Below are 24,252 nucleotides of genomic sequence, written 5' to 3'. Positions count from 1 at the left end.
AAGTTGATTTAAATTTATCCTATCTAACTGCGCATTGTAAGCTCAAATTATTACGAATTGCAGGATGCCCTCATGTTTACAACCCAAGATTACGATGCAACTTATTCTTCTGCCCACTGGATGCCTTTTAGTGCAAACCGCAACTTTGCCAAAGATCCTCGCTTTGTCGTTGCAGCCAAAGATCACTATCTGATTGATGCTGATGGTCGCCAAATTTATGATTCATTATCAGGATTATGGACGTGCGGTGCAGGACACACCCGAATTGAAATCCAGCAAGCCGTTGCTCAGCAATTAAGCACCTTAGATTACTCGCCAGGTTTCCAATTTGGTCATCCCCTTTCATTCCGCTTGGCTGACAAAATTGCGTCATTAATGCCAGAGTCTTTAAACCATGTTTTTTTTACAGGATCAGGCTCCGAATGTGCCGATACTGCGGTAAAAATGGCGAAAGCCTACTGGCGAATCAAAGGTCAAGCCAGCAAAACCAAATTTATTGGTCGAGCCAAAGGCTATCATGGTGTAAATCTGGCAGGTACCAGTTTGGGTGGAATTGGCGGTAACCGTAAGATGTTCGGGCAGTTTATGGATGTTGACCATATTCCCCACACCTTACAACCCAATCAGCAATTTACCAAAGGCATGTCGGAAACAGGTGGTGTCGAACTCGCCAATGAATTTTTAAAACTGATTGAACTGCACGATGCTTCCAATATTGCGGCCTTAATTGTAGAGCCTGTATCGGGTTCAGCAGGTGCTATCATTCCACCAAAAGGCTATTTGCAACGTCTGCGTGAAATTTGTGATCAACACAATATCTTATTGATTTTTGATGAAGTGATTACAGGTTTTGGCCGGATGGGGAAATGGACAGCCGCAGAATATTTTGGGGTCACTCCCGATATTCTAAATTTTGCAAAACAAGTCTCAAATGGCGCAATTCCATTAGGCGGTGTAGTGACATCCAGTGAAATTTATAACACATTCATGCAACAGGATTTACCTGAACATGCCGTCGAGTTTGCGCATGGTTATACCTATTCAGCGCATCCTGTAGCATGTGCTGCGGCATTGGCAACATTGGATTTATTAGAAAAAGATCAACTGATTGAACAGTCTTATGCGCTTGCGCCTGAGTTTGAACAGCTCATTCATGGCTTAAAACAGGCAAAGCATGTCGTGGATATTCGCAACTGCGGCTTGATCGGTGCAATTCAATTACAACCGCGTGATGGCGATGCAACCGTCCGTCCATTTGAAGTCGGTACAGCCTTATGGAAAGCTGGTTTTTACGTGCGCTTTGGGGGTGATGGCTTGCAGTTTGGCCCGATGTTTAATTCAAAAGTACAAGATTTGCAGCGTCTATTTGATGCCATTGGCGAGCAATTACAAAAAACGGTTTAATTTTTCAGAAAAAATGCAGTCGTGTGACTGCATTTTTTTCACCCCTAATCTATATTCTTTCTAACCGAAATCTTAGGATTTCCCCCAATGGTATAAACATCTGCAAGCAGCGTCCCATCAAGATTTGGTCTTAAATTTAATACTCTTCCTGCTCAATTCGGCGGCCGTGCTCTAAAATCCATGTACGTTCCTGATAGCGTTTACTACGATATTTATATGCAATAAATAATCCAATAAACCAGATTGGCGATGCAAACAATGAAATCCTCGTGTCATGATCTAAACAAAGAATTCCAACAACAAACACCATAAAGCAAATCCCTGCCCAGCTCATGAAAATACCGCCAGGCATTTTATAAACAGATTTTTCATGCAAGTCTGGACGTTGTTTGCGGTAAGCCAGATAGGACAATAAAATCATGGCAAACGCAAACACAGTCAAAATAGAGGTAAATGCGGTCACAATGGTAAATGCAGACATCACACTTGGGGTAACAAACAGAATCAATGTCCCAACCACAACACAAGCCATTGAACACAAAATCGCCTGAATAGGCACTTTACCTTTCGATAGTTGTGCAAAGCGTTTTGGTGCATCTTTTTCTACAGCCAAGCCATATAACATACGGCTCGTTGCAAAAATCCCACTATTGGCTGATGACATTGCCGATGTAAGAACCACAAAATTGACAACAGATGCCGCAGCAGTTAATCCAACCAGTTTGAACAGCGCGACAAAAGGGCTTTGGTTCGGGTCAATATGTTGCCAAGATGTCACAGAAATGATGACAATCAACGCACCAATATAAAATAGAAGAATACGCCAAGGAATCGAGTTAATTGCTTTAGGTAATGATTTTTCAGGGTTTTTAGTTTCTGCAGCAGTTGTCCCAACCAGCTCTATCCCTAGAAAAGCAAAAACTGCCATTTGAAAACCACTTAAAAACCCAGTCAATCCATGCGGTAAAATAGATGCTTTATCAGTAATATGCGCCAGAGAAGCTTGAACACCATTTGGTGAAACAAACTGAGTTGAAATCAAGACAATACCTAAAATCAAAAAAGAGATAATGGCAATAATCTTAATCATGGAAAACCAAAACTCTGTTTCACCAAACATTTTGACGGTGAGCAAATTCAAAGTCGTTAAAATTCCAATCGTTCCTAACGCAGGTATCCATACAGGTAAACCCGGATACCAAAACTGCATATAGCCGCCAATGGCAATAATATCCGCAATTGCCGTTACTACCCAACTCAGCCAATACGACCATCCTAGAAAAAAACCTGCCCAAGGTCCAAGGTAAGCCGTTGCAAAATCGACAAAAGATTTATAGTTGGTATTAGATAAAAGTAACTCCCCCATTGCCCGCATGACAAAAAAGAAGAAAAAACCCACAATCATATAGGTCAGTAGAACCGATGTTCCTGAGGATGCAATGGTCTGCCCCGAGCCCATAAACAACCCTGTACCAATTGCCCCCCCAATTGCAATTAACTGGATATGCCGATTCGACAATGCCCGATCTAGTGTATGTTCTTCATCGGTAGGATGACCACTTAACAAGTCACCTTCGCCCATTGGCAAATGGTTATCATTGTCTATTAATTTATGACCCATAACGCTCTCCTAAGCACAGCATGATGCTGTCAATCCATAAAGTGTCCTTACTTTTTTGATGTCACAGAAACACCTTCTTTTAAGAAGATGCGGTCATTTCCGTTAACATTAGTCCTGCGCGTAATCCAGTTTTGACTTTGGGATTTGGAAATAGAATCCATTCGCGCTGATGTTGCACACGTGTTTCTACATGCTGCTGTGTGCATAACAACATGCCTTGTTCAAACTCGGTAAAATTCGGTACATCATCTGCCACAAAAAGTTGAAAATCATCACTTTGTTTAAGTAAAGAATATTCCACCTTAAAATGGCGTAATGCGGATTTTTGACGTATCAGCAAGGATTGATTGCTGATCACTCGACGTAAAACGCAATCAATTGCCTGAAATTGTTGTAAATCATTCTGACCAAAAGCCAGTGCCTTACCCAACTCCAGTGTACAACTCGAGGCGTGTAGTGCCGTGGTAGTGAACTGGGTAAATGTTTTCCCCATCGTTTGATGATGCACAATTGCATCAAGTTCAGACGCATCAAGCGATTGTAGAAAATCATCATCAAAACCATGCTCAGTTTGTGGTAACAAACCAAATGTAGGGAGTAACGATGCTCGAATCGCAGTATGTAAATCGTAGTGATAACGCACGGCCTGTGTATCACTTGCCTCAAAAAACTCAGTCACAGATTGTTGTAACTGTTGTACTCGTGCCGTTTCATTACTTGACTCAAACGATGTCCATCCTTCAAGGAACATTCGATTTAAGTCACCTTCGACATAGCGAACACCTTGTCGAATCGCTTCAGGATTGCCTAAAACTAACAGTAAACGAACCGTTAAAGGAATTTGTCCTGAAAATAGATCTGTGACAATTTTATCTAGCAATTCAATTGGTGCTGTTTCATTACCATGAATACCCACAGAAATCACAACGGCCTTGTCATAACCCTGATCGGGAGTCAGGGCGAGTACCCCTTCTCCTAACCATTGCCACGTAAAACCCTGATCTCTGCCTTTTTGCTGTGGTGCAGTTTTATTCTGCAAAATCAAAGACAAAAAATCAGACATCATCATCATCATCCTTGTTGCTGAAATGGATAGACTGAACCTAATCCAAGAATGACACTTAATTCATCTAGTGCTGTTCGACTTTCCATCAACAATTGCGGATCTGCCAAATCATGCTGGGTTAACTGATCACGATAATGGCGGTCTACCCACTGGTTTAAAGTCACGAACAAGACATCATTCATCAAAACTTTAGGATTGACTGCCGCAAGTTCCTGTTCATTCAGCGCAACACGTAAACGCAAGCAAGCAGGCCCGCCACCATTGCGCATACTTTCACGCAGATCAAAGACTTTAATGTCATCAATCGGTGTTCCCATCTGAATCATGTCATTGAGATAAGCCCAAACTTGCGGGTTCTGACGAGATTCTTCAGGAACAATAATACTCATGCCACCATCTGGACGAGTCAAAATTTGGCTATTAAACAGATAGGTTTGCACTGCATCGGCAACAGAAACACGGTCACTTGGGACTTCAATAGCAATCAGCTCTTGTTCAATACTTGCCATTTTACGGCGAATTTCATCAAGTGCCTGATGCTGGTTCAAGAACGCATGTTGGTGATGAAACAGGACTTGCTGGTTACTCACCGCAATCACGTCGTTATGAAAAACGCCCTGATCGATGACATCGGGATGTTGCTGTACAAATACCGTATGTTGCCCATCTAGTTGATGCAAACGGGCAATAGCTTCACTGGCTTCACGCGTTTGTCGTGCAGGATAACGCTGCGGGGCAACGTCTCCACCGTAATGTTGCTGACCATAAACAAAAACTTGCACACTACGCTTGGCGTAATCCCCGCCTAAACGGTTATGGTTCGCTGCCCCTTCGTCACCAAACAACGCTACTTGTGGCAAAGCTTCATGATGCGCAAAGTGGCGCTGATTGTTAAAAATTGCCTGCAAGACCTGTGAAGTGGTTTCAGCTTCAATCGAACGATGAAACTTGTTGTTCAGATTTGCCGCAGTAAAATGTACCCGTCCATCAGCACTATCTGCCGAAGGTGAAACCGTTGCGGCATTGGCAGTCCACATACTCGATGCAGAGCTCAGGGAAGATAGTAGTTGTGGTGCATATTTCATAGCCTGCGCCAGAACTTGTGCATCATTGCCCTGAAAACCCAGTTGACGCAACCGTGGTAAATGAGGACGTTCCTGTGGTACCAGCACCCCTTGTTTTAAACCAAGATCTGCCAGCGCCTTCATTTTTAATAAACCTTGTTTGGCTGCCAGTTTTGGGTTGGAAACATTATTGCTGTGCTTGGTCGATGCCTCATTACCAAATGATAAGCCAGCATAGTGATGTGTCGGCCCGACCAGACCGTCAAAATTAACTTCGTATCCTAACATGTCGATTTCCTTTGGAATTTATGGCAACACAAGCCCAGGAGATAATTTTTCAGGTAAAGTCAGTTGTTCACTTTCGAGTGATGCCATTGGCCATGCGCAGTAATCTGCCGCATAGAAGGCACTCGCCCGATGATTTCCTGATGCACCGACCCCACCAAATGGTGCAGCACTAGATGCGCCTGTTAATGGTTTATTCCAGTTCACAATCCCTGCTCGTGCTTCAATCAATAAACGCTCGAATAAATCACGTTGCGGGGACACCAAACCGACTGCCAGACCAAAACGGGTGGCATTTGCCAAAGCCACAGCCTCGTCAAAATCCTGATAACGCTGAATACAGGTCATTGGCCCAAAATATTCATCATCAGGTAAATTTTGAATCGCTGTGACATCCAAAATTCCTGCTGTTAATAAACTACTGTCCGCCTGTGGCTGCTGCATACGAAGTAATGCAGTTGCTCCCAAATCCAGTAATTGTTGCTGTGCCTGCAACATACGCTGCGCTGCTGGTAATGAAATGACACCGCCCATAAACGGTTGCGGCTGTGCATCCCATTGTCCAACAGCCAAGTTTTTAGCGACTTCAACAAAGCGTTCAATAAAGGCATCGCCTTGTGTGCCCTGCTTGACTAAAATACGGCGCGCACAGGTACAGCGCTGACCTGCCGAAATAAATGCCGACTGGATCGCCAAATTCACGACAGCATCAACATCTTCAACATGATCAATAATCAGAGCATTGTTACCGCCCATTTCCAATGCCAGAATTTTCTCAGGTGCACCTGCCAATTGACGATGCAAGTGATAGCCCGTGTTAGCACTGCCCGTAAACAACAACCCATCAATTTCAGGGTGTCCTGCCAGTGCTTCACCTGTTTCCCGTCCGCCTTGCACCACGTTTAACACACCATGTGGCAAGCCTGCTTGTTGCCACAATTTTGCCGTTTCTTCGGCAGTCCACGGGGTAAGCTCGCTTGGTTTAAAAACAATACTGTTCCCTGCAATCAATGCGGGGACGATATGTCCATTCGGTAAATGTCCTGGAAAGTTATATGGCCCGAACACAGCCAATACGCCATGAGGACGATGTCGTAACGATGCCACTCCATCTGCCATAGGCGTTTGGCTTTCACCTGTACGCTGCTCATAAGCACGTAGTGAAATCGCCACTTTCCCAATCATGGATTGAACTTCAGTTAGCGTTTCCCAATAGGGTTTACTGGTTTCTTGGCTAATAATGGTGGCAAGCTGTGCCTTATGCTGTTCCAGTAACGATGCAAACTGCTGTACCACTTGTACACGCTCTGCCAGACTCCGCCGTGCCCAAGATGGGAAAGCTTTTCGAGCTGCCAGACAAGCGGCATCCACATCTGCTGCACTTGCAGTTGTTCCTTCCCAGATTAGTTCCTGATTCACGGGTTGTGTTTTTTGTAATAATGCACCTTGTCCCGCGACCCAGATACCATCAATCAATAAAGAATGCTGTGTCATTTATGATTCCCTTCTTATACCGTAGTCGGGTTATTTAAAACCAATACCCGTACCGATTGTCCCTGTTTGACATCCAATGTCTGTGCCTGCTCCGCCGTCAAATAAATCCCATCATCAGAGACAGTTCCATGGAATAAAATGGCGCGGTAATCATAATAGGCATCATTGGCAACCAGATAGTTCGATTCCTGTTTATTGGTAGGTGCATCACCGACTCGAACGGAGATTAAACAGCTGTCTTTGACTGCACGTAAGTCATCTAATTCAGCCTCAATGGTCGGACCACCATCAAAAATATCGACATATCCCTGATAACGCATACCTTCAGACTCAAGTACACGATAGGCAGGCAAGGTATGCGGATGAACTTTGCCAATCACATTTCGTGCATTGTCTGGCAATAGATCGATATATAAGGGATAACGTGGCATCAGCTCAGCAATAAAGACTTTTTGCCCAATGCCACTTAAATAATCAGCAGTAGAAAAGTCCATATTAAAGAAGTGCTTTCCTAAACCCTCCCAGAATGGAGATCTGCCGACTTCATCAGACACACCACGCATTTCAGCCAGTAAACGACGTTCAAAAAACTGACGAAAAGCGGTGATGAATAAAAATCGAATTTTAGAGAGAAATTTACCGTTATTGCTGTGACGATAATCAGGGTCAAGGAATAACGTACATAATTCGCTATACCCGGTATGGTCATTACTTAAAAACAGCGTCGGTAAAACTTTATAAACATTCAGGGCCTTTGAGGCATGAACCTGTGTTCCGACATGAAAGTTATACCAAGGCTCAGTCAAACCCAGTGACACTTCCAAGCCACTCACACCAACCACACGGCCTGTTTGCTGATCTTCCAGTACAAACAAATATCCCTGTTCATGTTTACTTGCTTCGCCATTGAGCGTGTTACGGGTACGCTCAATTCGGGCTGACAAAATTTCTTTATTGGGGGGTAACGAGGTTAGACCTGTTCCTGCTTTGGTTGAAAGCGTATAGATATCGTCCAGATCCCGATGCTCTGCATGGCGAATGATCATCATAAAATGACCCTCCTTTATGCTTGAACGAATCGAGCAATTGCACGTTCAAATCGCTGCAACCCTTCATCAATATCCTGTTCAGAAATAATCAATGCTGGCGTAAAGCGAACCACATTAGCACCGGCAATCAATGTCAGTAAGCCTTCTTCTGCGGCCAAAGTTGTGATTTGTTTTGCCTGACCCGCATATTTTTCTTTTAAAACACAGCCTAACAACAAGCCGACCCCACGGATTTGTTCAAACACGGCATATTGTGCATTGATTTTCTCTAATCCAGCGATGAATCGGGCATGGCGTTGCTTCACGCCATCAAGTACTTCTGGCGTATTAATAAAACCAAACACGGCACTTGCAACGGCACTTGCTAATGGATTACCACCATAGGTTGTGCCATGTGAACCAACAGTTAATACTTGTGCTAATTTTTCTGTGGTCAGCATCGCACCTACAGGGAAACCACCGCCCAAAGCTTTTGCTGTTGTGAGGACATCAGGAATCACGCCACTATTCATATAGGCATATAGCGAACCTGTACGACCCACACCCGTTTGGACTTCATCAAAAATTAATAACGCATTGTGACGATCACATAGCTCACGTAAGCCTTTTAAGAACTCAACATCGGCAGGTAAAACACCGCCTTCACCCTGAATCGGCTCTACGATGACCGCACAAGTCTGCTCACTCATTGCGGCTTCTGCTGCTGCCAAATCATTATAGGCAACATGCTCAATACCTTCTGGTAAAGGTGCAAAATCTTGTGAATATTTCGGCTGGCCACCCGCAGTGACGGTAAATAAGGTACGACCATGAAACGCATTATTAAATGCCAAAATACGGTTTTTACCTTCGACACCACTGTCATTGCCATATTTACGTGCCAGTTTTAATGCCGCTTCGTTGGCTTCTGCCCCTGAGTTAGCAAAGAAAACTTTATCGGCAAATGTGGCTTCTGTTAATTGTTGTGCTAAACGCAAGACAGGTTCATTGGTATAACCATTTCCGATATGCCACAATTTTTGTGCTTGTTCAGTTAAGGCATTTACTGCAACAGGATGGGCATGACCCAAAGCATTCACGGCAATCCCGCCAGCGAAATCGACATATTCCTTCCCTTGCTGATCCCAGACACGAGCGCCTTCGCCACGAACTAAAATAAAATCTGCGGGGGCGAATACAGGAACCATATAGTCGTTAAAATTGCTACGTGTTACAGTCATTGGCTGTTTCATTTTGACCTCTGTTTTTTTAAAAATAGCCAATTTCATTTTATGCACCAAACAAGACACACCATTGGTTATAAACCAATGATATTTCTTGTGTTTTAGTTAATCCATTCAACTAAAACGGCCATACCAATCACAAAAACTATTCCGTGCTTTTATGGTGGATGATGCATAGGGGGAAATTTTCACCCCTATTATTTGAGAAAGATGCTTTCAGGATGAAAGCAACTTTCCCAATATTTTTCAGATCAACATCATGCAATGCTCCTGCCAAAACAGAGACATTGATTATTTACCTGGATAAATTCCGCGCTCTTTACGCGCCATTAAGATACGTTCACATGCCACGATATAAGCAGATGTACGTAAATTACATTCATTTTCAGTCGCTTTTGCCCAGACTTCTTCTACAGCATCACGCATGATTTTATCTAGACGTTCATTGATTTCTGCCTCACTCCAGAAGAAGCTCGACATATCCTGAACCCATTCAAAATAGCTGACAGTTACACCACCTGCGTTACAAATCACGTCTGGCACAATAATCACGCCACGCTGATTTAAAATATCATCTGCTTCTGGGTAAGTCGGGCCGTTTGCACCTTCCAATACCAATTTGGCAGTTAACTGATGTGCTCGTTCAGCGGTAATTTGCCCTTCCAAAGCTGCTGGAATGAAGATATCCATCTGAACATCCCAAAGTGCTTCGTCTGTGATTGCACTGGCATCTTCAAAGCCAGCAACGCCACCATTTTGTGCAACATATTGTTGTAACTGTACTGCTGAGAAACCATTTTCATTAAAAATTGTTCCCGTATGGTCTTGTACAGCAACAATTTTTGCGCCTGCATTTTCAAAAAGTACCGCAGCTTCACTGCCTACGTTACCAAAGCCCTGAACTGCAACTTTTGCACCAGCAATCGGTAAAGATAACTTTTTGGCAACCTGACAACCTGTGATAAATACACCACGGCCCGTTGCTTTCACACGCCCAAGAGAGCCACCCAAATGCACAGGTTTACCCGTCACAACACCTGTAACTGTATGTCCTTGCTCAATTGAGTAGGTATCCATCATCCATGCCATAACACGACCATTCGTGCCAACGTCTGGTGCAGGAATATCTTTTTGTGGGCCAATAATATGACTGATTTCACTGGTATAACGGCGGGTTAAACGCTCAAGCTCGGCATCAGATAACTGACGAGGGTCAACGCGAATACCACCTTTTGCACCACCAAAAGGTAAATTCAACGCCGCACATTTAATGGTCATCCACGCGGATAACGCCATAACTTCATTTAAATCAACTTTAGGATGGAAACGCACGCCACCTTTACCTGGCCCACGCGATAAATTGTGTTGAACACGAAAACCTTCAAAATGACGGATAGAACCATCATCCATTACCACAGGTACATCTACAATGAGTGCACGTTTTGGATTTTTTAAAGTATCAATATACGTAGAAAGATGACCTAGGTAAGGTTTTACACGCTCAATCTGAGCCAAATAGGTCATCCAAGCATCGGTGTTTTGATTTACATACGAAAGATTCGTTGTCATTACAGAAGTCCTTTACTCTGCATTTGCATTAGTTTTTATCATGCTAAACACTGTATATGTATAAGCTTGTATATACAAGTTAGCACTATAGAATATTTTAATTAGAAAAAATAGACACCTGTAAATAGTTTTTTTATATTTATAATAAGTATATGTTTTTAATAAGAATATTTGCAAAAATATTTTTAAAATGCACCATTTTAAAACAAAAAATGCCCCAGAAAAGGGCATTTATTTCCGTATCTTTTCCTAGTTGTCTAAGACAACTGAACGATACTTTTTGTGTCGATATACCTGCTGAACATATTCACATAAATTTGTCTTTCATCTATAACTTTACCGTGTCGTAGGCGTAAATTTCCCTTTTAAATAATAACGGCTACCTGGGTAAATTAAACGTGAATTCGAAATAATGTGTTCCCCCGTCCATGTTCTGCGTTTTAACAATAAACAAGGTTCTGTCGGTTCTATTTCTAGCCATTGACACTCTTGTTCCGATGCCAAAATGGCTTCAACCACATGCTCTCCCTGACTGATCGGCATGCGTTTTACCAAATAATCATTGGGCATAATCTGGGTAAAATCCTGCTGCATATATTCAGGAATAAGCGATGCATTCACCAAGCGATCTTCAACCTGAACAGGGATATCATTTTCAAAATGCACGACAATCGAGTGATATAACTTTTGTCCAATAGCAACCTGCATTTGCAAGCATTGTTCCTTATTGGCGCGAATTTGTTGTAATACAATGACTTCTGAATGATGACGATGATTACGACTTTCAATTTCTTTAGCGATATTATCAATCTGAAAAAGTGCAGCTTCAGCTTGTCGTTCTGCAACAAATGAACCGACGCCTTGAATACGAACCAGAAAGCGTTGTTCGGTCAATTCACGCAATGCCCGATTGATGGTCATACGACTACAGCCCAATAATTTGACCAATTCCATTTCCGAAGGAATTTTATAATTGGTTGGCCACAAACCATCCTGAATTTTTTTAATAATCAGTTGTTTAACTTGCTCATAAAGCGGTAATGGACTGTCATGCAATGGAGATAATTCATGATTGTGCTGATTCTTCATCATGTTAGGCATACCTGCCTTTAGGTTTCTGACTCATTTGATGATCATCCTTTTTTTTATTACATAAAATTGATCGATATAAATTTCCCCACGCTGATTGATCACGACTGTGCAGCGCCTGACAGAGAATATACACCATAGCATAAATATATTTCATGATCGTGCGTTCCCCAATCATTGCATGGATCGTTGATAAAGAGATGATGCTATCGCCATCACCTCATCGATTGAGTCGCTGGTTGCATCATTTGAACGCCCACAATATTGGGCATGACCTGTTTCATTAACTCTAAAAATTTTCTGAGTCTTGCTGGATAGTACTGCGCCCACGGATAAATCAAATAAATAGGAATCGATTCTGCCTGACATTCAGGTAATACATGCTGTAACTGCCCATTTTGTAGTTCGTCTTTCACAACCCAGCTCGATACAAGCGCAGCCCCTAAACCCAGTAATGCCGCATTTTTTGCCACAAATAGATTATCGGTACTTAACCGTGGCGAAATAGAAATATGTTCGACCTGTTGGGTCATATTATTGTGTAGACAAATTTTATCTTGATAAAAAAGATTCAGTGCAACCCAAGGTAAAGTAGCCAAATGCCGCATTTCTGTTACTTCAGGATATTGTGCGAGTAAGGCAGGACTTGCAACAACAATGCGTGGGACTTCTGCGAGCAAGATGGCAACGGTATTCGGGTTCGGTTCGAACCCGACATGAATCGCGCAATCAATATCCTCTGCCAAAAAATCAGGCAAAATATCCCTTAGCTTCCACTCGATATTAAGCTGGGGATATTGCCCCAAAAATTTCATGAGTGGTTCTATCAACTGTTGTTGCCCAAAGGCATGCGGAACACGAACACGCAAGGTTCCCACTGGGTCATCTGTGGCTTGCTTTAAGTCTTCTTCCAGACGACTCCAATGGTCTGCTAATTGCTTAGCATGCTGATAACAACGCTCACCATCATCCGTTAATTTTATGGCATGCGTGGTCCGCATCAACAACTTGACTCCCAATAACTTTTCAAGCGTACTCAAACGGCGACTGACGCTGGCCTGAGAAAGCTGCAACTGTCTTGCCGCAGCAGACAGCGAACCACTTTCAACAATACGAATCAACGTATGCATTAATTCAATACGGTCTATGCGTTCTACGTATTTCATTGGCTTATCTGTTATGCGCCTGACGTATAATTATTTTAGCATACAGCCATCTACCATCATGGATCATTTTTCCTAAAATGAATCTATCCCAAGCGTATCTTTAATTTTAAACAGAGAATAGCCATGAATGATCCTCAAACCACAGCACCTTCTTCCTTGTTGGTATTCATTCTGGCACTGGGTGCAGGTATTGCTGTCGCCTGCCTCTACTATGCACAGCCTATTTTGCCACTGCTGCAAACCGATTTACAGCTTTCAGCACAGACCATTGGCTGGGTTCCAACCCTAACCCAAATAGGCTATGCAATAGGTATTTTCTTTTTAATTCCATTGGGTGATCGTTATAACAGACGTCATCTCATTTTAATCAAAAGCCTGTTTTTAACGGTCACTTTGCTGTGGTTCAGCATGAGCAGTGGTGCAGAAAACATTCTATTTTTCAGCTTCATGATTGGTATTTTAGCAACTATGGCTCAAGATATTGTTCCATCCGCTGCTATTCTTGCACCTGTAGGACAACATGGGCGCTTTGTTGGTACAGTCATGACAGGGTTACTTTTAGGGATTTTACTTTCCCGGACAGTCAGTGGTGTTATCAGTGACTGGCTCGGTTGGCGGGCCATGTATCAAATCGCAGCATTCAGCGTCGCATTGGTGGCAATCGGTTTATGGCGAGTACTCCCACAGTTCAAAACACACGTTTCTTTAAGTTATTCAGCATTGCTTGGTTCTATGCTCAAACTTTGGCAGCGTTACCCTGCTTTACGCCATGCTGCTCTTGCCCAAGGTCTACTCTCCATCGCATTTAGTGCTTTCTGGTCAACCTTAGCCCTGATGCTTGCAAAACAATATCACCTCGGCAGTACCGTAGCGGGGGCTTTTGGTATCGCTGGTGCAGCGGGTGCTTTGGCCGCACCAGTTGCAGGAATGTTATCTGATCACTACGGCTCACATTCTGTGACCAAGATTGGGGCAGTGACCGTATTGCTTTCATTTATGCTAATGTTCAGCATGCCCGTGCTGTCGATCCATCTCCAATTGATCATCATTGCCATTGCAGCCATCGGGTTCGATTTAGGTTTACAAGCCAGTTTGGTTGCGCATCAAACGCTAGTATATGGTCTAGATCCTGAAGCGCGTGGACGACTCAATGGTGTACTTTTTGCTGGTGTTTTTATTGGCATGGCACTGGGTTCATGGTTAGGAAATATCATGTTTGTATATGGTGGATGGATGTTCGTTGTGACATTGGCATGTATCAGTGCAATTCTAAGTTTATTGATTCGCCTTTACGAAGGGTGTCGTTTGGCACAGCAAAAAAGTTAAAGTTTCTATCGAGTTCCACGTGGAACGCATAAAAATAGTTTATAAATATGCAGCAAAAAGTACGATTAAATCTACGGTTTGCTGCTATTTACTCAAGCAACACCATTAAATTTTAAGTTCGCATCTTGCCCATCCACGCTACTCTTCCACGTTTATTATTCCTAATCACACATAAAAAAAAGCACATCGATTCACTGAATGTGCTCATATAAAAACTGATACGCTAAGCAACACTTTTTTGTTGTTTCTGTTCTAGTTCTCGTACCAAAGGCAAGACATGCTGTCCAAAATACTCAACTTCTTCAATAAAATGCAGAAAACCTGCCAAAATTAAATCAACACCAACAGCTTTATACGCCACAATTCTTTCAGCGATCTGTTTTGGTGTACCAATCAAATTGGTTTTAAAACCGTCATTATATTGTACCAAATCTTCAAATGTTGATTTTGCCCAATTGCCCTCGCCTTCTGGGCTTGCAGCACCTGCCTGACGTGTTTCATCCGAAAAGGCCTTTACAGCTTGGGGATTTGCCTTTGCAATAATTTCCTTTAATACCGCTTGCGCTTCTTGTTCAGTGTCACGTGCAATAATAAAAGCATTAATGCCAATTTTAACCTGATGATCATTGGCCTTTGCTTTACTGCGAATATCATCAATTTGTTTTTGAATCTCCTCTACTGTATTCCCATTGGTAAAATACCAGTCTGAAACCCGTGATGCCATATCACGTGCTGCACGGGAACTGCCTCCCTGAAAAACCTCAATATATGGCTGTTGAACAGGTTTGGGTTTTAGGCTGTAATCTTTAAATTGATAATATTTCCCATCAAAACTGTAATGGTCTGTCGTCCAAATCCCTTTCAGGGTACGAATAAATTCTTCTGAGCGTCTATAGCGCTCATCATGATCTGGCCACGCTTCACCAATGGCATCAAACTCACCACGAAACCAGCCACTCACAACATTAATTGCAATGCGACCATGACTTATATAATCAATCGTTGCCAATTGTTTAGCTGCAAGAGCGGGTTTCCACGGGCCCGGTAAAATTGCAGCAATCACTCTCAATTTTTCAGTTTTAGCCAAAAGTGCTTGACTAAAACTAACGGATTCATGTTGATTCTCTGCCCCATAACCTGCCGTAAAACGGATTTGCGTCAAGGCATATTCAAAGCCATTCGCTTCGGCGGCCTGAGCCAATCGGACATTGTAGTCATAGCTCCAATCCGTCCGTTGTTCAATATCACTAACCACCAAACCACCGCTTACATTCGGAACCCAATAGGCAAACTTTATTGCTGCTTGTGACTGCGCCATGTGTCTTTCTCCTGTCTGGAGGCTGCATATATTTATGCAACATTGCTCTTAAGTGATTTTTGATGAAGCCGTGATTCTGCTGTTTCCAAATCAGGCACTGCGGCAGAAGGTAAAACCGCATCTTGTTCAATTTGCTTATTAATACCAAGATGCTGATTCGCTTCCGCTGTTTTTGATTTAATCACCTCTGCACGACGACCTTTTGCAGGTGCCCATTCCAAAATTGGCAATGCACGAGCAACCGCCAAGGTAATTCGATCACGCAGCAATTCACTCTGAATGGTATATTCAGGCGTAAAATCCCGATCCGTCGCATATACACCAATCGGAAGCGTTTGCGCTTGGAAAAAGCTGAACAATGGACGTAATTGATGTTCAAGAACCAAAGCGTGTCGGTCACTACCACCCGATGCAGCCAACAACACAGGCACATCAACCAAAGCTGTTTGTTCAACAAAATCAAAAAAATGCTTAAACAACCCTGTAAATGAGGCCCGATAAACAGGTGTTCCGACAATTAATGCATCGGCTGCTTCGACTGCTGCCAAGTCATCTTGTACACGTTGTGGTAGCTGATGACGGTAAATTGCACCACCTAATAGCGTCCCAATTTCACTAAATTGAATAAAATGTACCTTGATTGGCGTTGCCTCGCCTAACTCATCAATAATCGCCTGTACCAATGCTTCTGTTTTTGAGGGATGATTTAACCCACCTGAAACCGCAACAATATTTAAAGGTTTAGTGGTATTCAATAATACAGATGTCATCGTATAACCTAATTTCATTTATTTTCTTGATCTTCATTTATCCATAGTTAAGATCGTGTCGTAAAATAATAAAATCAGGCAAATTTATCTTTTTTCGAGATATATCTAATATGAATATAGAAATCTAAAAATAAGATTTATTATTTTAATAAAATCTAATTTTTATTTAGTCCATTATTTTTGAATTACAGCTAATGTATATATTAGCGAACAAAGGATTCTTTTAATCTGATTAGTCATTTATTTAATTAAACCATTCAACCGAGCTAAATCATTTTTGCAGAAAAACTGTCTCCACCTATCATCTTTTGACTATCTATTTTGGCTATAAAACGATATTGTTTAGATACAACAATATCAATCAATGCTATTATTTTTAATATCTTCACATCATACCAAATCTCCTGAAAGGTTTTTCTAGATGCACCAACATTTATATTCTAACTTTGAAAATAAAGTGATTCTGGTCGTAGAAGACGATTATGATATTGGTGATATTCTTGAAAAATACTTAAAAAATGAAGGGATGCAAGTCGTTCGGGCGATGCATGGTCAACAGGCATTGGAGTGTTTAAAAACCTGTTCTATCGACCTCATCTTGTTGGATATAAAACTTCCAAAATTAAACGGCTGGGACGTTCTAAATATCATTCGACAACACAACAGCTTACCCGTCATCATATTGACTGCACTTGATGACCAAGTAGATAAAATTATGGGACTTCGCATGGGTGCTGATGACTTTATTGTCAAACCCTTTAATCCCAATGAAGTCATTGCACGGGTTCAAGCCGTTTTAAGACGTAGTCACGCTCAAACCCGAAGTGACCAAATTATTACTTATAAAATGATTGAGATCCAGCTTGAGCATCATCAGGTTTTTATCCTAAAAGAAAATCAAAAACATTTAATTAACTTAACTTTAACAGAATATAATATTTTGCTCCTCATGATTAAAGCCCCCAATAAGGTCTTTACTCGGAGTGAACTTATTCGACAATGTATGCCAGATCGTGATGCTTTAGACCGTACAGTAGACAGTCATGTCAGTAATTTACGCAAAAAATTAGAAGATAAAAATGTCTCTGGTTTTTTAATCAATGTTCGCGGTGTAGGATATCGGTTAGATCAATACTATGAAATATAAATTTAATCATAATGCGATTGGTATTAGTGCCCAATTTATTATTATGCTGAGCTTATTAAATTTAGGTATTACTTTTCTTTCTTTTGCATTAGGTTATATTGTTTATGGCTGGGCAATACAAAATGGATTATTAAAAGACCCGTGTTCAGATACTAATTTTTCTATCTCATTTATTGATTATATCTGGATATTTCTGGTTTTATTTACAGGATTTCTTCTTTCTACATTTCTTGCTTTTAAATATGCAAAAAGATATACGCAGCCGATTAATGCTTTAGCCTCTGTAATTAAACAAATTCAACAAGGTAATTTATCTGTCAGAATTGAACAACCACATGCCCAGATTCCCCATGAACTGATGTCATTAATTCAAAATTTTAATGTCATGGCTAATCAGTTAGAGGTTTCAGTTAAAAACTCGACACTTTGGAATGCTGCCATTGCGCATGAATTACGCACCCCTGTCACCATTTTACAGGGTCGCTTACAGGGAATTGTGGATGGAATTTTTGAAGCCGATCAAAAGCTACATCGTAGTCTGCTTAATCAGGTTGAAGGATTGTCCTATTTGGTGGAAGACCTTCGGACATTGACCCTAATCGAAAATCAGAAATTCCGTTTGGATATTCAAGAAACCTATTTAAATACGCATATTTATAAATGTATTCAAATGTTTGAAAATCGCTTCCAACAAAAGGGATTACAACTTTCACTCAACCTAACTAATGATACTGTTTTTTGTGATCCGAGGCGGATTGAACAGGTACTTATTGCTTTATTTTCAAATGCCTTGAGATATTCAAATGCAGGTAAGCTTTGCATTACAACCTATAAAACACAAAATAACTGGATCCTCACTTTAGAAGATGAAGGCCCAGGCATTGATGTGCAGCATATTGAACACTTATTTAAACCATTTTATCGATTAGAAGAGTCCAGATCTCGGTCTGAAGGTGGAACAGGCTTAGGGCTTGCAGTAGTTTATGCAATTATTGAGGCACACCACGGCAAGATTCGCTATACAAAATCTGAAAATTTGGGTGGAAGCTGTTTTACCATCCTATTAAAAGATACTGCTATCTAACCATTAAATAGCAGTTCTTGATACTGTAAAAATGGCAGCTATTTTGCATCCCATTCTCTTTTTAATATCGCATATTGAAAGGTATTTTCATATTTAGGTGTCCCATCTGTATTTTGAACAAATGAAATAAACTCCATAAAACATCCTTCTTTACGTAGCCCTAAACGCTCACATAATTTTTGCGAAGCAAGATTATCTTCCTCGACATAAGCATAAATTCGTCTCGCATTACATTGATAAAAAAGATAATTTAACAAGCTTTGGGCACTTTCACTTGCATAGCCTTTGCCCTGAAATTTTGAATTAAAATTCCATCCCACCGAATAAGTATCTGGTTCTTCTTTTTGAAAAAATATTTCACCAATCAATTGATCCTTATCTTTTAAACACACGGCAAGATAATCATTGGTTTTTTGTCTTTTTCCAATTTTTTCAACCGCTTGTTCTAAGCTAGAGATTTTATCTGAAGCGAAACAATTTACTTGAGGCTCAGCTAAATATTCTAATAAATGAACCGCATCTTTTTCCTCAAAAGATCTCAATATTAATCGAGGTGTTTCTATTTTAATTTGCATTTTTCATGACCTTTTTCAATTTTTAAATTCAAAAGGTGAGATCACCTAACATTGGTTTTATCTCACCTTTTCGGTTATTCAGCCGAATCTATTGAATGCTTTTGCTTTGAAAACTTACTCACCAGTCCCATCACAAAAGTAAAAAATACAGGAACAAAAAATATCGCCAAAATGGTTGCACTGATCATTCCACCAAATACGCCCGTGCCAATGGCTTTTTGTGTTTCTGAACTAGCTCCTGTCGCGAAAACTAAAGGTATAACACCACAAGTAAAAGCAAATGATGTCATTAAAATTGGACGTAAGCGTAGTTTTGCAGCAGCAACCGTTGCTTCAACCAACCCAACACCTTCTTCTCTCAGTGCTTTAGCAAATTCAACAATCAAAATCGCATTTTTCGCAGATAATCCAATAATCGTGATTAAACCCACTTTAAAGAAAATATCATTTGGCATACCCCGAATCATGACCGCAATAAATGCTCCAACTAATCCTAGTGGCACAACCAACATCACAGAGAGAGGGATCGACCAGCTTTCATAAAGTGCTGCTAGTACCAGAAAAACCACTAACATTGAAAGCAATAGTAAAAACGTGGTTTGTGCTTCAGACTGCCGTTCCTCCAAGGAAACGCCTGTCCATTCATAACCAATTCCCTTAGGTAACTGTTCCATCAGACGCTCCATTTCCAGCATCGCCTGCCCCGACGACAACCCTGCTGCTGGACTACCTGTAATACTTAACGATGGACGGCCGTTATAACGATTATATTGCTGAGGTGAATGTTGCCAAACAGGCGTAATGACCTCAGACAATGAAACCAATTTACCACTTTGGCTCTTCACTTTAAGCTTCAATATCTCATCAATACTGGTTCTAAATTTTGCATCAAGTTGAACCACCACCTGCTGCATACGGTCCTGATTTGGAAAATCATTGATATACATCGATCCCATAGAGGTCGAAATAATATCGGTCACATCACTAAAATTTACACCGAAAATCTGTAATTTTTCACGATCAATCTTGAGCTGTATGGTACTTCCATCAGGCAGACCTTCTGCATACACACCGCTTAACTTTTTACTTTGTGCTGCCAGCGCAATTAATTGCTCCTGAGCTTTCATTAATGCCGACATTCCGACATTACCGCGGTCTAGCAACCGTAGTGTAAAGCCCGAAGACGTACCGAGTTCATCAATTGCAGGAGGTAAAACAGACATGGTCTGACCTTCTGAACTATCGGTCATGGCAGCATTGGCATTCTTTACAACGTCTTGTGCAGATACGGTACGCGCTTTAAAATCGACAAGATTGGTAAAAAACATGGCAACATTCTGTCCTGAACCACTAAAGCCAAATCCTAGCAATGCCATATTATCTTTGATGCCCTGTTCATGATTAAGATATTGCTGAAATTCGTTCACGACCTTTAAAGTACGTCCTTGTGTCGCATCTGCGGGCAATTGAATAGAAGTCATAAACCAACCCTGATCTTCCTCAGGCATAAAGGCAGTTGGAACCATTTTAAAACTCAAAATCAATACCGCCACAATCCCAATAAAGAAAAGCATTGCAGGAACAGTATGCCGAATCACCTTAAATAAAATACGCTCATATTTTTGGTTTAATTTTTCAAATTTACGATCAAACCAACCAAAAAATCCTTTTTTCTCCTGATGCCCATCCATCGGTTTTAACAAAGTTGCACACAATGCTGGCGTCAATGTTAAAGCCAAAAATGCAGAAAATAGAATTGAAACCGACATCGTAATGGTAAATTGACGATAAATAATTCCAACTGAACCAGAAGCAAGCGCCATCGGTAAAAATACCGCGGCCAAGACCAAAGTAATCCCAATAATTGGATTGGTGATTTCTTTCATGGCTTTTGAGGTTGCTTCAACAGGCGATAACCCTTCTGTTGCCATGATTCTTTCGACATTCTCAATCACGACAATCGCATCATCCACGATAATCCCAATCGCCAAAACCATACCAAACATGGTTAAAACATTAATCGAAAAACCAGCCACCAACATCACAGCAAAAGTTCCCAACAAAGCAATTGGCGCAACGATTGCGGGGATTAAGGTATATCGGACATTGTGTAGAAAGATAAACATCACAATAAAAACCAGAACCATCGCTTCAAATAAAGTTGCAATCACTTTCTGGATCGACACCTTAACAAATGGTGCCGTGTCATAAGGAATAGAAAATTTCATTCCCTCAGGCAATGATGCACTCAGTTGATCCAGTTTGGCTTGTACACCTTCAGCCGTTTTGACTGCATTTGCACCGGGACTCATTTGAATTGCAATTGCGGTCGAAGGTTTCCCATTTTCTAGAATTGCAAAATTATAGGATTGCGCACCGATTTCTACCCGAGCAACGTCAGAAAGTCGAACATTGGCTCCGTTTGTATTCGCCTTTAAACTAATATTTTTAAATTGTTCAATGTTTTCAAGCTGACCTAATGCCGTTAAAGGAATTGTTATTTGCTGACCTTTTAATGCAGGCAGATCCCCTATTCTCCCCGGTGAAATTGGAATATTCTGGTTTTGAATTGCGGTATTCACATCCTTAATGCTCAAACCATACGCCACCAAACGATCTGGATCTACCCAAATTCGCATAGCTTTTTCAGCACCAAAATTTTGAACCTTGCCAACACCATTAACCCGCTTTAGTTCTTCAACCACATAGCGCGTCATATAATCGCTCAAATCAATTTCCGAATAATGCTGATTGGGTGAATTTAAGCCCACAATCATCAAAAAACCTGAGGATGCTGCATCAACCATTAACCCCTGTTGACGTACCGATTGCGGTAACCTCGATTCAATAGATTTAATCTTATTCTGCACATCAACCTGAGCAAGTTCGACATCTGTACCGGGTTTAAACGTTGCTGTTATTGTTGCGCTGCCCGAATTATCTGACGTTGAACTATAATAGAGCAAGTTCTTCACTCCAGACATTTCACGTTCAATTAGCGTAACGACACTATCATTTAACGTTTTTGGTGTTGCTCCAGGATAGGTTGCAGTAATACTCACTTGTGGTGGTGCAACACTCGGGAAACGTGCAATTGGCAATTTTGGAATACTCAGCACACCAAACAAAATAATAAATAATGCAATCACCCATGCAAAAATCGGTCGATGAATAAAAAATTGAGACATTTTTATTGCCCTCCTTTTTCAGCTTCAACCACAGGCGAATGCCATAACTTAAACTTCAATTTTTGCTGTGGTTGAATACGATCACCGCCTTCTACAACAACTCTTTCTCCTTCATTCAATCCCTGAGTAACCACATAATTATTTTGATATCGTTGACCTAGCTGAATCGATTTTACTTCTGCCTGCCCCGTCCCGTTCACAACTATCACCTGAGTTTTACCGCTAATATCATGCTGAATTGCTTGTTCAGGGACCAAAATCGCATTCTCAATCATGGCCCGATTCATATTGACACGTACATACATGCCAGGGAGAAGCTTCTGATCAGTGTTATTGACCAAAATACGGATCGTGACATCGCCTGTCTCAGGATCGACATTGGTATCTGAAAATAAAATCTGACCCGTCACATGATAAGGCTTGCCTTGACTATTGAAGAGTTCAACTTGATGTTGGGCACCCTGTAAAGTCCCTTGTTGCAACGCATCTTGTAACTTTTCATAGTCACTAATCGATTGTTTCACATCGACATAAACTTGATTAATTTGCTGAATGACCGCCATTGGTTTTGTGTCAGCTTGTCCAACCAACGCACCTTCAGTCACTAAAATCTGTCCTATACGACCTGAAATAGGCGCTGCCACTGTAGAATATTTTAAATTTAGTTTTTGTCGGGTTAACGTTGCTTTCATCTGCGCTACATCTGCCAGTGCCTGACGATATGCAGCCTCGGTATTATTATATTCCTGCTGACTAATTGCATGACTTGGCAACAACTGCGCATAACGTCCCAACAAAATATTCAAACGAGAAACTTCAGCTTGTGCGCGTTGTAATGTCGCTTGATTACTACTTACATCTGCCTGTAAAAGATCAGCATTTATCTTAAAAAGTGCTTGTCCTACTCGGACATCCGAACCTTGTTTAAACAATACTTTTTCAACAATACCACCTACTTGCGGTCGAATTTCAGCAATACGATATGCAGATACCCGTGCAGGAAGGTTTTCAATAAAATGAATCTGTTGTTTCTGGGTAATAATCACACTCACACTGGCAAGAGTAGATTCGGTTGATTGCTCAGAATTTTTTGTTTTCACACAACCTGAGAACAGAAATAATGTGATTACAACCATACAAAATGATTGTGAAAGATTGGCCATATTTCGAATAAATGAGTTTTAGATTTTGCTATTTTTGAATGGCTCTGTCGAGTTTACGCTAACATTGTGTGGAGATACTGTGGAGGTCACTGTTATTTTTAAATATATTATGAAATCACCTCAGATCACTAGGGCGTGTCCTCATTTGAAAAATTGGTTCTAAAGGATTAAAAGAGTTATTTAACCCTTTTTTATTCGTATATTTTCCAGTGGTGCACACTCCACTCACCGATGATGTTTGGCGGCAGATTCAATCTACTATGTAGTTTCATGGTTGTTATTGTGTTCCAAGAACAGTAGAAACTTCATGGAAGCAATCTTATGGAAATTATGTATAGGTGCGACATGGTGTGATATTCCTAAAGAATTTTTTCCATGGAAAACAGCATATAATCGCGTTAACCGTTGGGCAGGAAAGGCTTGTTTTTACAGCACTTACCTATAGATAGCTGCTTTAAAAAAAACTAAGTTATTGGTTTTATTTATAGAATAATCAATTTTAAATGTAACTTTATTTTCAAACTGGGATATCTTGATATTCAATCTATTTTATTTCAATTATGATTATTTAACTTCCGCATAAAAATAAACCCCCGACACTTGGTCGGGGGTTTGAATAATGAGCTGGCGATGACTTACTCTCACATGGGT

Annotated in this window: 18 protein-coding genes; 4 read left to right on the top strand and 14 right to left on the bottom strand. The window is 41.0% G+C overall.

The window, feature by feature from the left end; translation table 11 throughout:
- Window positions 1-72: 72 nt before the first annotated feature.
- Window positions 73-1,404, top strand: a complete 1,332-nt coding sequence (locus tag ABDV70_RS13315) for an aspartate aminotransferase family protein (RefSeq protein ID WP_343598421.1) — start codon at window positions 73-75, stop codon at window positions 1,402-1,404.
- 136 nt (window positions 1,405-1,540) lie between these two features.
- Here the strand turns inward: ABDV70_RS13315 and ABDV70_RS13310 are convergent, their stop codons facing one another.
- The 9 genes from ABDV70_RS13310 to ABDV70_RS13270 form a co-directional block, all read right to left on the bottom strand.
- A complete protein-coding gene (locus ABDV70_RS13310; RefSeq protein WP_343598419.1) occupies window positions 1,541-3,025 on the bottom strand; it encodes an amino acid permease in 1,485 nt (494 codons plus the stop codon).
- Window positions 3,026-3,104: 79 nt separating this feature from the next.
- A complete protein-coding gene (gene astE, locus ABDV70_RS13305; protein ID WP_343598433.1) occupies window positions 3,105-4,088 on the bottom strand; it encodes a succinylglutamate desuccinylase in 984 nt (327 codons plus the stop codon).
- A gap of 8 nt (window positions 4,089-4,096) precedes the next feature.
- Window positions 4,097-5,443 (bottom strand): N-succinylarginine dihydrolase, encoded by a 1,347-nt coding sequence (gene astB / locus ABDV70_RS13300; protein ID WP_343598418.1) that lies wholly within the window; start codon window positions 5,441-5,443, stop codon window positions 4,097-4,099.
- An 18-nt stretch (window positions 5,444-5,461) separates the two neighbouring features.
- A complete protein-coding gene (astD, locus tag ABDV70_RS13295; RefSeq protein WP_343598416.1) occupies window positions 5,462-6,934 on the bottom strand; it encodes a succinylglutamate-semialdehyde dehydrogenase in 1,473 nt (490 codons plus the stop codon).
- Window positions 6,935-6,948: 14 nt separating this feature from the next.
- Window positions 6,949-7,983, bottom strand: a complete 1,035-nt coding sequence (astA, locus tag ABDV70_RS13290; RefSeq protein ID WP_343598415.1) for an arginine N-succinyltransferase — start codon at window positions 7,981-7,983, stop codon at window positions 6,949-6,951.
- A gap of 14 nt (window positions 7,984-7,997) precedes the next feature.
- Window positions 7,998-9,215 (bottom strand): aspartate aminotransferase family protein, encoded by a 1,218-nt coding sequence (locus tag ABDV70_RS13285; protein ID WP_343598431.1) that lies wholly within the window; start codon window positions 9,213-9,215, stop codon window positions 7,998-8,000.
- A gap of 282 nt (window positions 9,216-9,497) precedes the next feature.
- On the bottom strand, window positions 9,498-10,775 hold the full coding sequence (locus ABDV70_RS13280) for a Glu/Leu/Phe/Val dehydrogenase (protein ID WP_343598414.1): 1,278 nt from the start codon (window positions 10,773-10,775) through the stop codon (window positions 9,498-9,500).
- Window positions 10,776-11,111: 336 nt separating this feature from the next.
- Complete coding sequence (gene hutC / locus ABDV70_RS13275) at window positions 11,112-11,876, bottom strand: histidine utilization repressor (RefSeq protein WP_343598412.1); 765 nt, start codon at window positions 11,874-11,876, stop codon at window positions 11,112-11,114.
- A 203-nt stretch (window positions 11,877-12,079) separates the two neighbouring features.
- The gene (locus ABDV70_RS13270; RefSeq protein WP_343598410.1) at window positions 12,080-13,030 is read right to left on the bottom strand and encodes a LysR family transcriptional regulator; all 951 of its coding nucleotides are present in this window, start codon (window positions 13,028-13,030) and stop codon (window positions 12,080-12,082) included.
- A gap of 123 nt (window positions 13,031-13,153) precedes the next feature.
- Here ABDV70_RS13270 and ABDV70_RS13265 point away from each other — a divergent pair, with 123 nt between their 5' ends.
- The gene (locus tag ABDV70_RS13265) at window positions 13,154-14,356 is read left to right on the top strand and encodes an MFS transporter (protein WP_343598408.1); all 1,203 of its coding nucleotides are present in this window, start codon (window positions 13,154-13,156) and stop codon (window positions 14,354-14,356) included.
- 223 nt (window positions 14,357-14,579) lie between these two features.
- On the opposite strand, the gene sfnG is transcribed toward ABDV70_RS13265, so the two are convergent.
- Window positions 14,580-15,674, bottom strand: coding sequence for a dimethylsulfone monooxygenase SfnG (gene sfnG / locus ABDV70_RS13260; RefSeq protein WP_343598406.1), 1,095 nt, complete (start codon window positions 15,672-15,674; stop codon window positions 14,580-14,582).
- Window positions 15,675-15,706: 32 nt separating this feature from the next.
- Window positions 15,707-16,444, bottom strand: coding sequence for an FMN reductase (gene msuE / locus ABDV70_RS13255; RefSeq protein ID WP_343598404.1), 738 nt, complete (start codon window positions 16,442-16,444; stop codon window positions 15,707-15,709).
- Between the two features lie 421 nt (window positions 16,445-16,865).
- Here msuE and adeR point away from each other — a divergent pair, with 421 nt between their 5' ends.
- Entirely contained in the window at window positions 16,866-17,591 is a 726-nt protein-coding gene (adeR, locus tag ABDV70_RS13250) for an efflux system response regulator transcription factor AdeR (protein WP_343598403.1), read from the top strand.
- Entirely contained in the window at window positions 17,581-18,675 is a 1,095-nt protein-coding gene (adeS, locus tag ABDV70_RS13245) for a two-component sensor histidine kinase AdeS (RefSeq protein ID WP_343598401.1), read from the top strand. Before adeR ends, adeS begins: the two co-directional genes overlap by 11 nt.
- Before the next feature lie 38 nt (window positions 18,676-18,713).
- Here adeS and ABDV70_RS13240 read toward each other — a convergent pair whose 3' ends face one another.
- The 3 genes from ABDV70_RS13240 to ABDV70_RS13230 form a co-directional block, all read right to left on the bottom strand.
- Window positions 18,714-19,250, bottom strand: a complete 537-nt coding sequence (locus tag ABDV70_RS13240) for a GNAT family protein (RefSeq protein WP_343598399.1) — start codon at window positions 19,248-19,250, stop codon at window positions 18,714-18,716.
- Between the two features lie 74 nt (window positions 19,251-19,324).
- Window positions 19,325-22,438, bottom strand: coding sequence for an efflux RND transporter permease subunit (locus tag ABDV70_RS13235; RefSeq protein ID WP_343598398.1), 3,114 nt, complete (start codon window positions 22,436-22,438; stop codon window positions 19,325-19,327).
- A gap of 2 nt (window positions 22,439-22,440) precedes the next feature.
- Complete coding sequence (locus tag ABDV70_RS13230) at window positions 22,441-23,574, bottom strand: efflux RND transporter periplasmic adaptor subunit (protein WP_343598397.1); 1,134 nt, start codon at window positions 23,572-23,574, stop codon at window positions 22,441-22,443.
- Between the last annotated feature and the right edge of the window lie 678 nt (window positions 23,575-24,252).

This window comes from Acinetobacter sp., from assembly GCF_039596015.1.
In the GTDB taxonomy this organism is placed as follows: Bacteria; Pseudomonadota; Gammaproteobacteria; order Pseudomonadales; family Moraxellaceae; genus Acinetobacter.
This window is presented reverse-complemented; position numbering and strand designations above follow the sequence as displayed.

Bases quoted from the DNA above. Each gene is read 5' to 3' on its own strand.
- ABDV70_RS13240 (WP_343598399.1), bottom strand. From the start codon at position 19,250: ATGCAAATTAAAATAGAAACACCTCGATTAATATTGAGATCTTTTGAG.
- astE (WP_343598433.1), bottom strand. From the start codon at position 4,088: ATGTCTGATTTTTTGTCTTTGATTTTGCAGAATAAAACTGCACCACAG.
- astD (WP_343598416.1), bottom strand. From the start codon at position 6,934: ATGACACAGCATTCTTTATTGATTGATGGTATCTGGGTCGCGGGACAA.
- adeS (WP_343598401.1), top strand. From the start codon at position 17,581: ATGAAATATAAATTTAATCATAATGCGATTGGTATTAGTGCCCAATTT.
- astA (WP_343598415.1), bottom strand. From the start codon at position 7,983: ATGATGATCATTCGCCATGCAGAGCATCGGGATCTGGACGATATCTAT.
- hutC (WP_343598412.1), bottom strand. From the start codon at position 11,876: ATGCCTAACATGATGAAGAATCAGCACAATCATGAATTATCTCCATTG.
- ABDV70_RS13235 (WP_343598398.1), bottom strand. From the start codon at position 22,438: ATGTCTCAATTTTTTATTCATCGACCGATTTTTGCATGGGTGATTGCA.
- ABDV70_RS13230 (WP_343598397.1), bottom strand. From the start codon at position 23,574: ATGGTTGTAATCACATTATTTCTGTTCTCAGGTTGTGTGAAAACAAAA.
- ABDV70_RS13285 (WP_343598431.1), bottom strand. From the start codon at position 9,215: ATGAAACAGCCAATGACTGTAACACGTAGCAATTTTAACGACTATATG.
- ABDV70_RS13270 (WP_343598410.1), bottom strand. From the start codon at position 13,030: ATGAAATACGTAGAACGCATAGACCGTATTGAATTAATGCATACGTTG.
- ABDV70_RS13265 (WP_343598408.1), top strand. From the start codon at position 13,154: ATGAATGATCCTCAAACCACAGCACCTTCTTCCTTGTTGGTATTCATT.
- msuE (WP_343598404.1), bottom strand. From the start codon at position 16,444: ATGACATCTGTATTATTGAATACCACTAAACCTTTAAATATTGTTGCG.
- ABDV70_RS13280 (WP_343598414.1), bottom strand. From the start codon at position 10,775: ATGACAACGAATCTTTCGTATGTAAATCAAAACACCGATGCTTGGATG.
- ABDV70_RS13310 (WP_343598419.1), bottom strand. From the start codon at position 3,025: ATGGGTCATAAATTAATAGACAATGATAACCATTTGCCAATGGGCGAA.
- astB (WP_343598418.1), bottom strand. From the start codon at position 5,443: ATGTTAGGATACGAAGTTAATTTTGACGGTCTGGTCGGGCCGACACAT.
- sfnG (WP_343598406.1), bottom strand. From the start codon at position 15,674: ATGGCGCAGTCACAAGCAGCAATAAAGTTTGCCTATTGGGTTCCGAAT.
- adeR (WP_343598403.1), top strand. From the start codon at position 16,866: ATGCACCAACATTTATATTCTAACTTTGAAAATAAAGTGATTCTGGTC.
- ABDV70_RS13315 (WP_343598421.1), top strand. From the start codon at position 73: ATGTTTACAACCCAAGATTACGATGCAACTTATTCTTCTGCCCACTGG.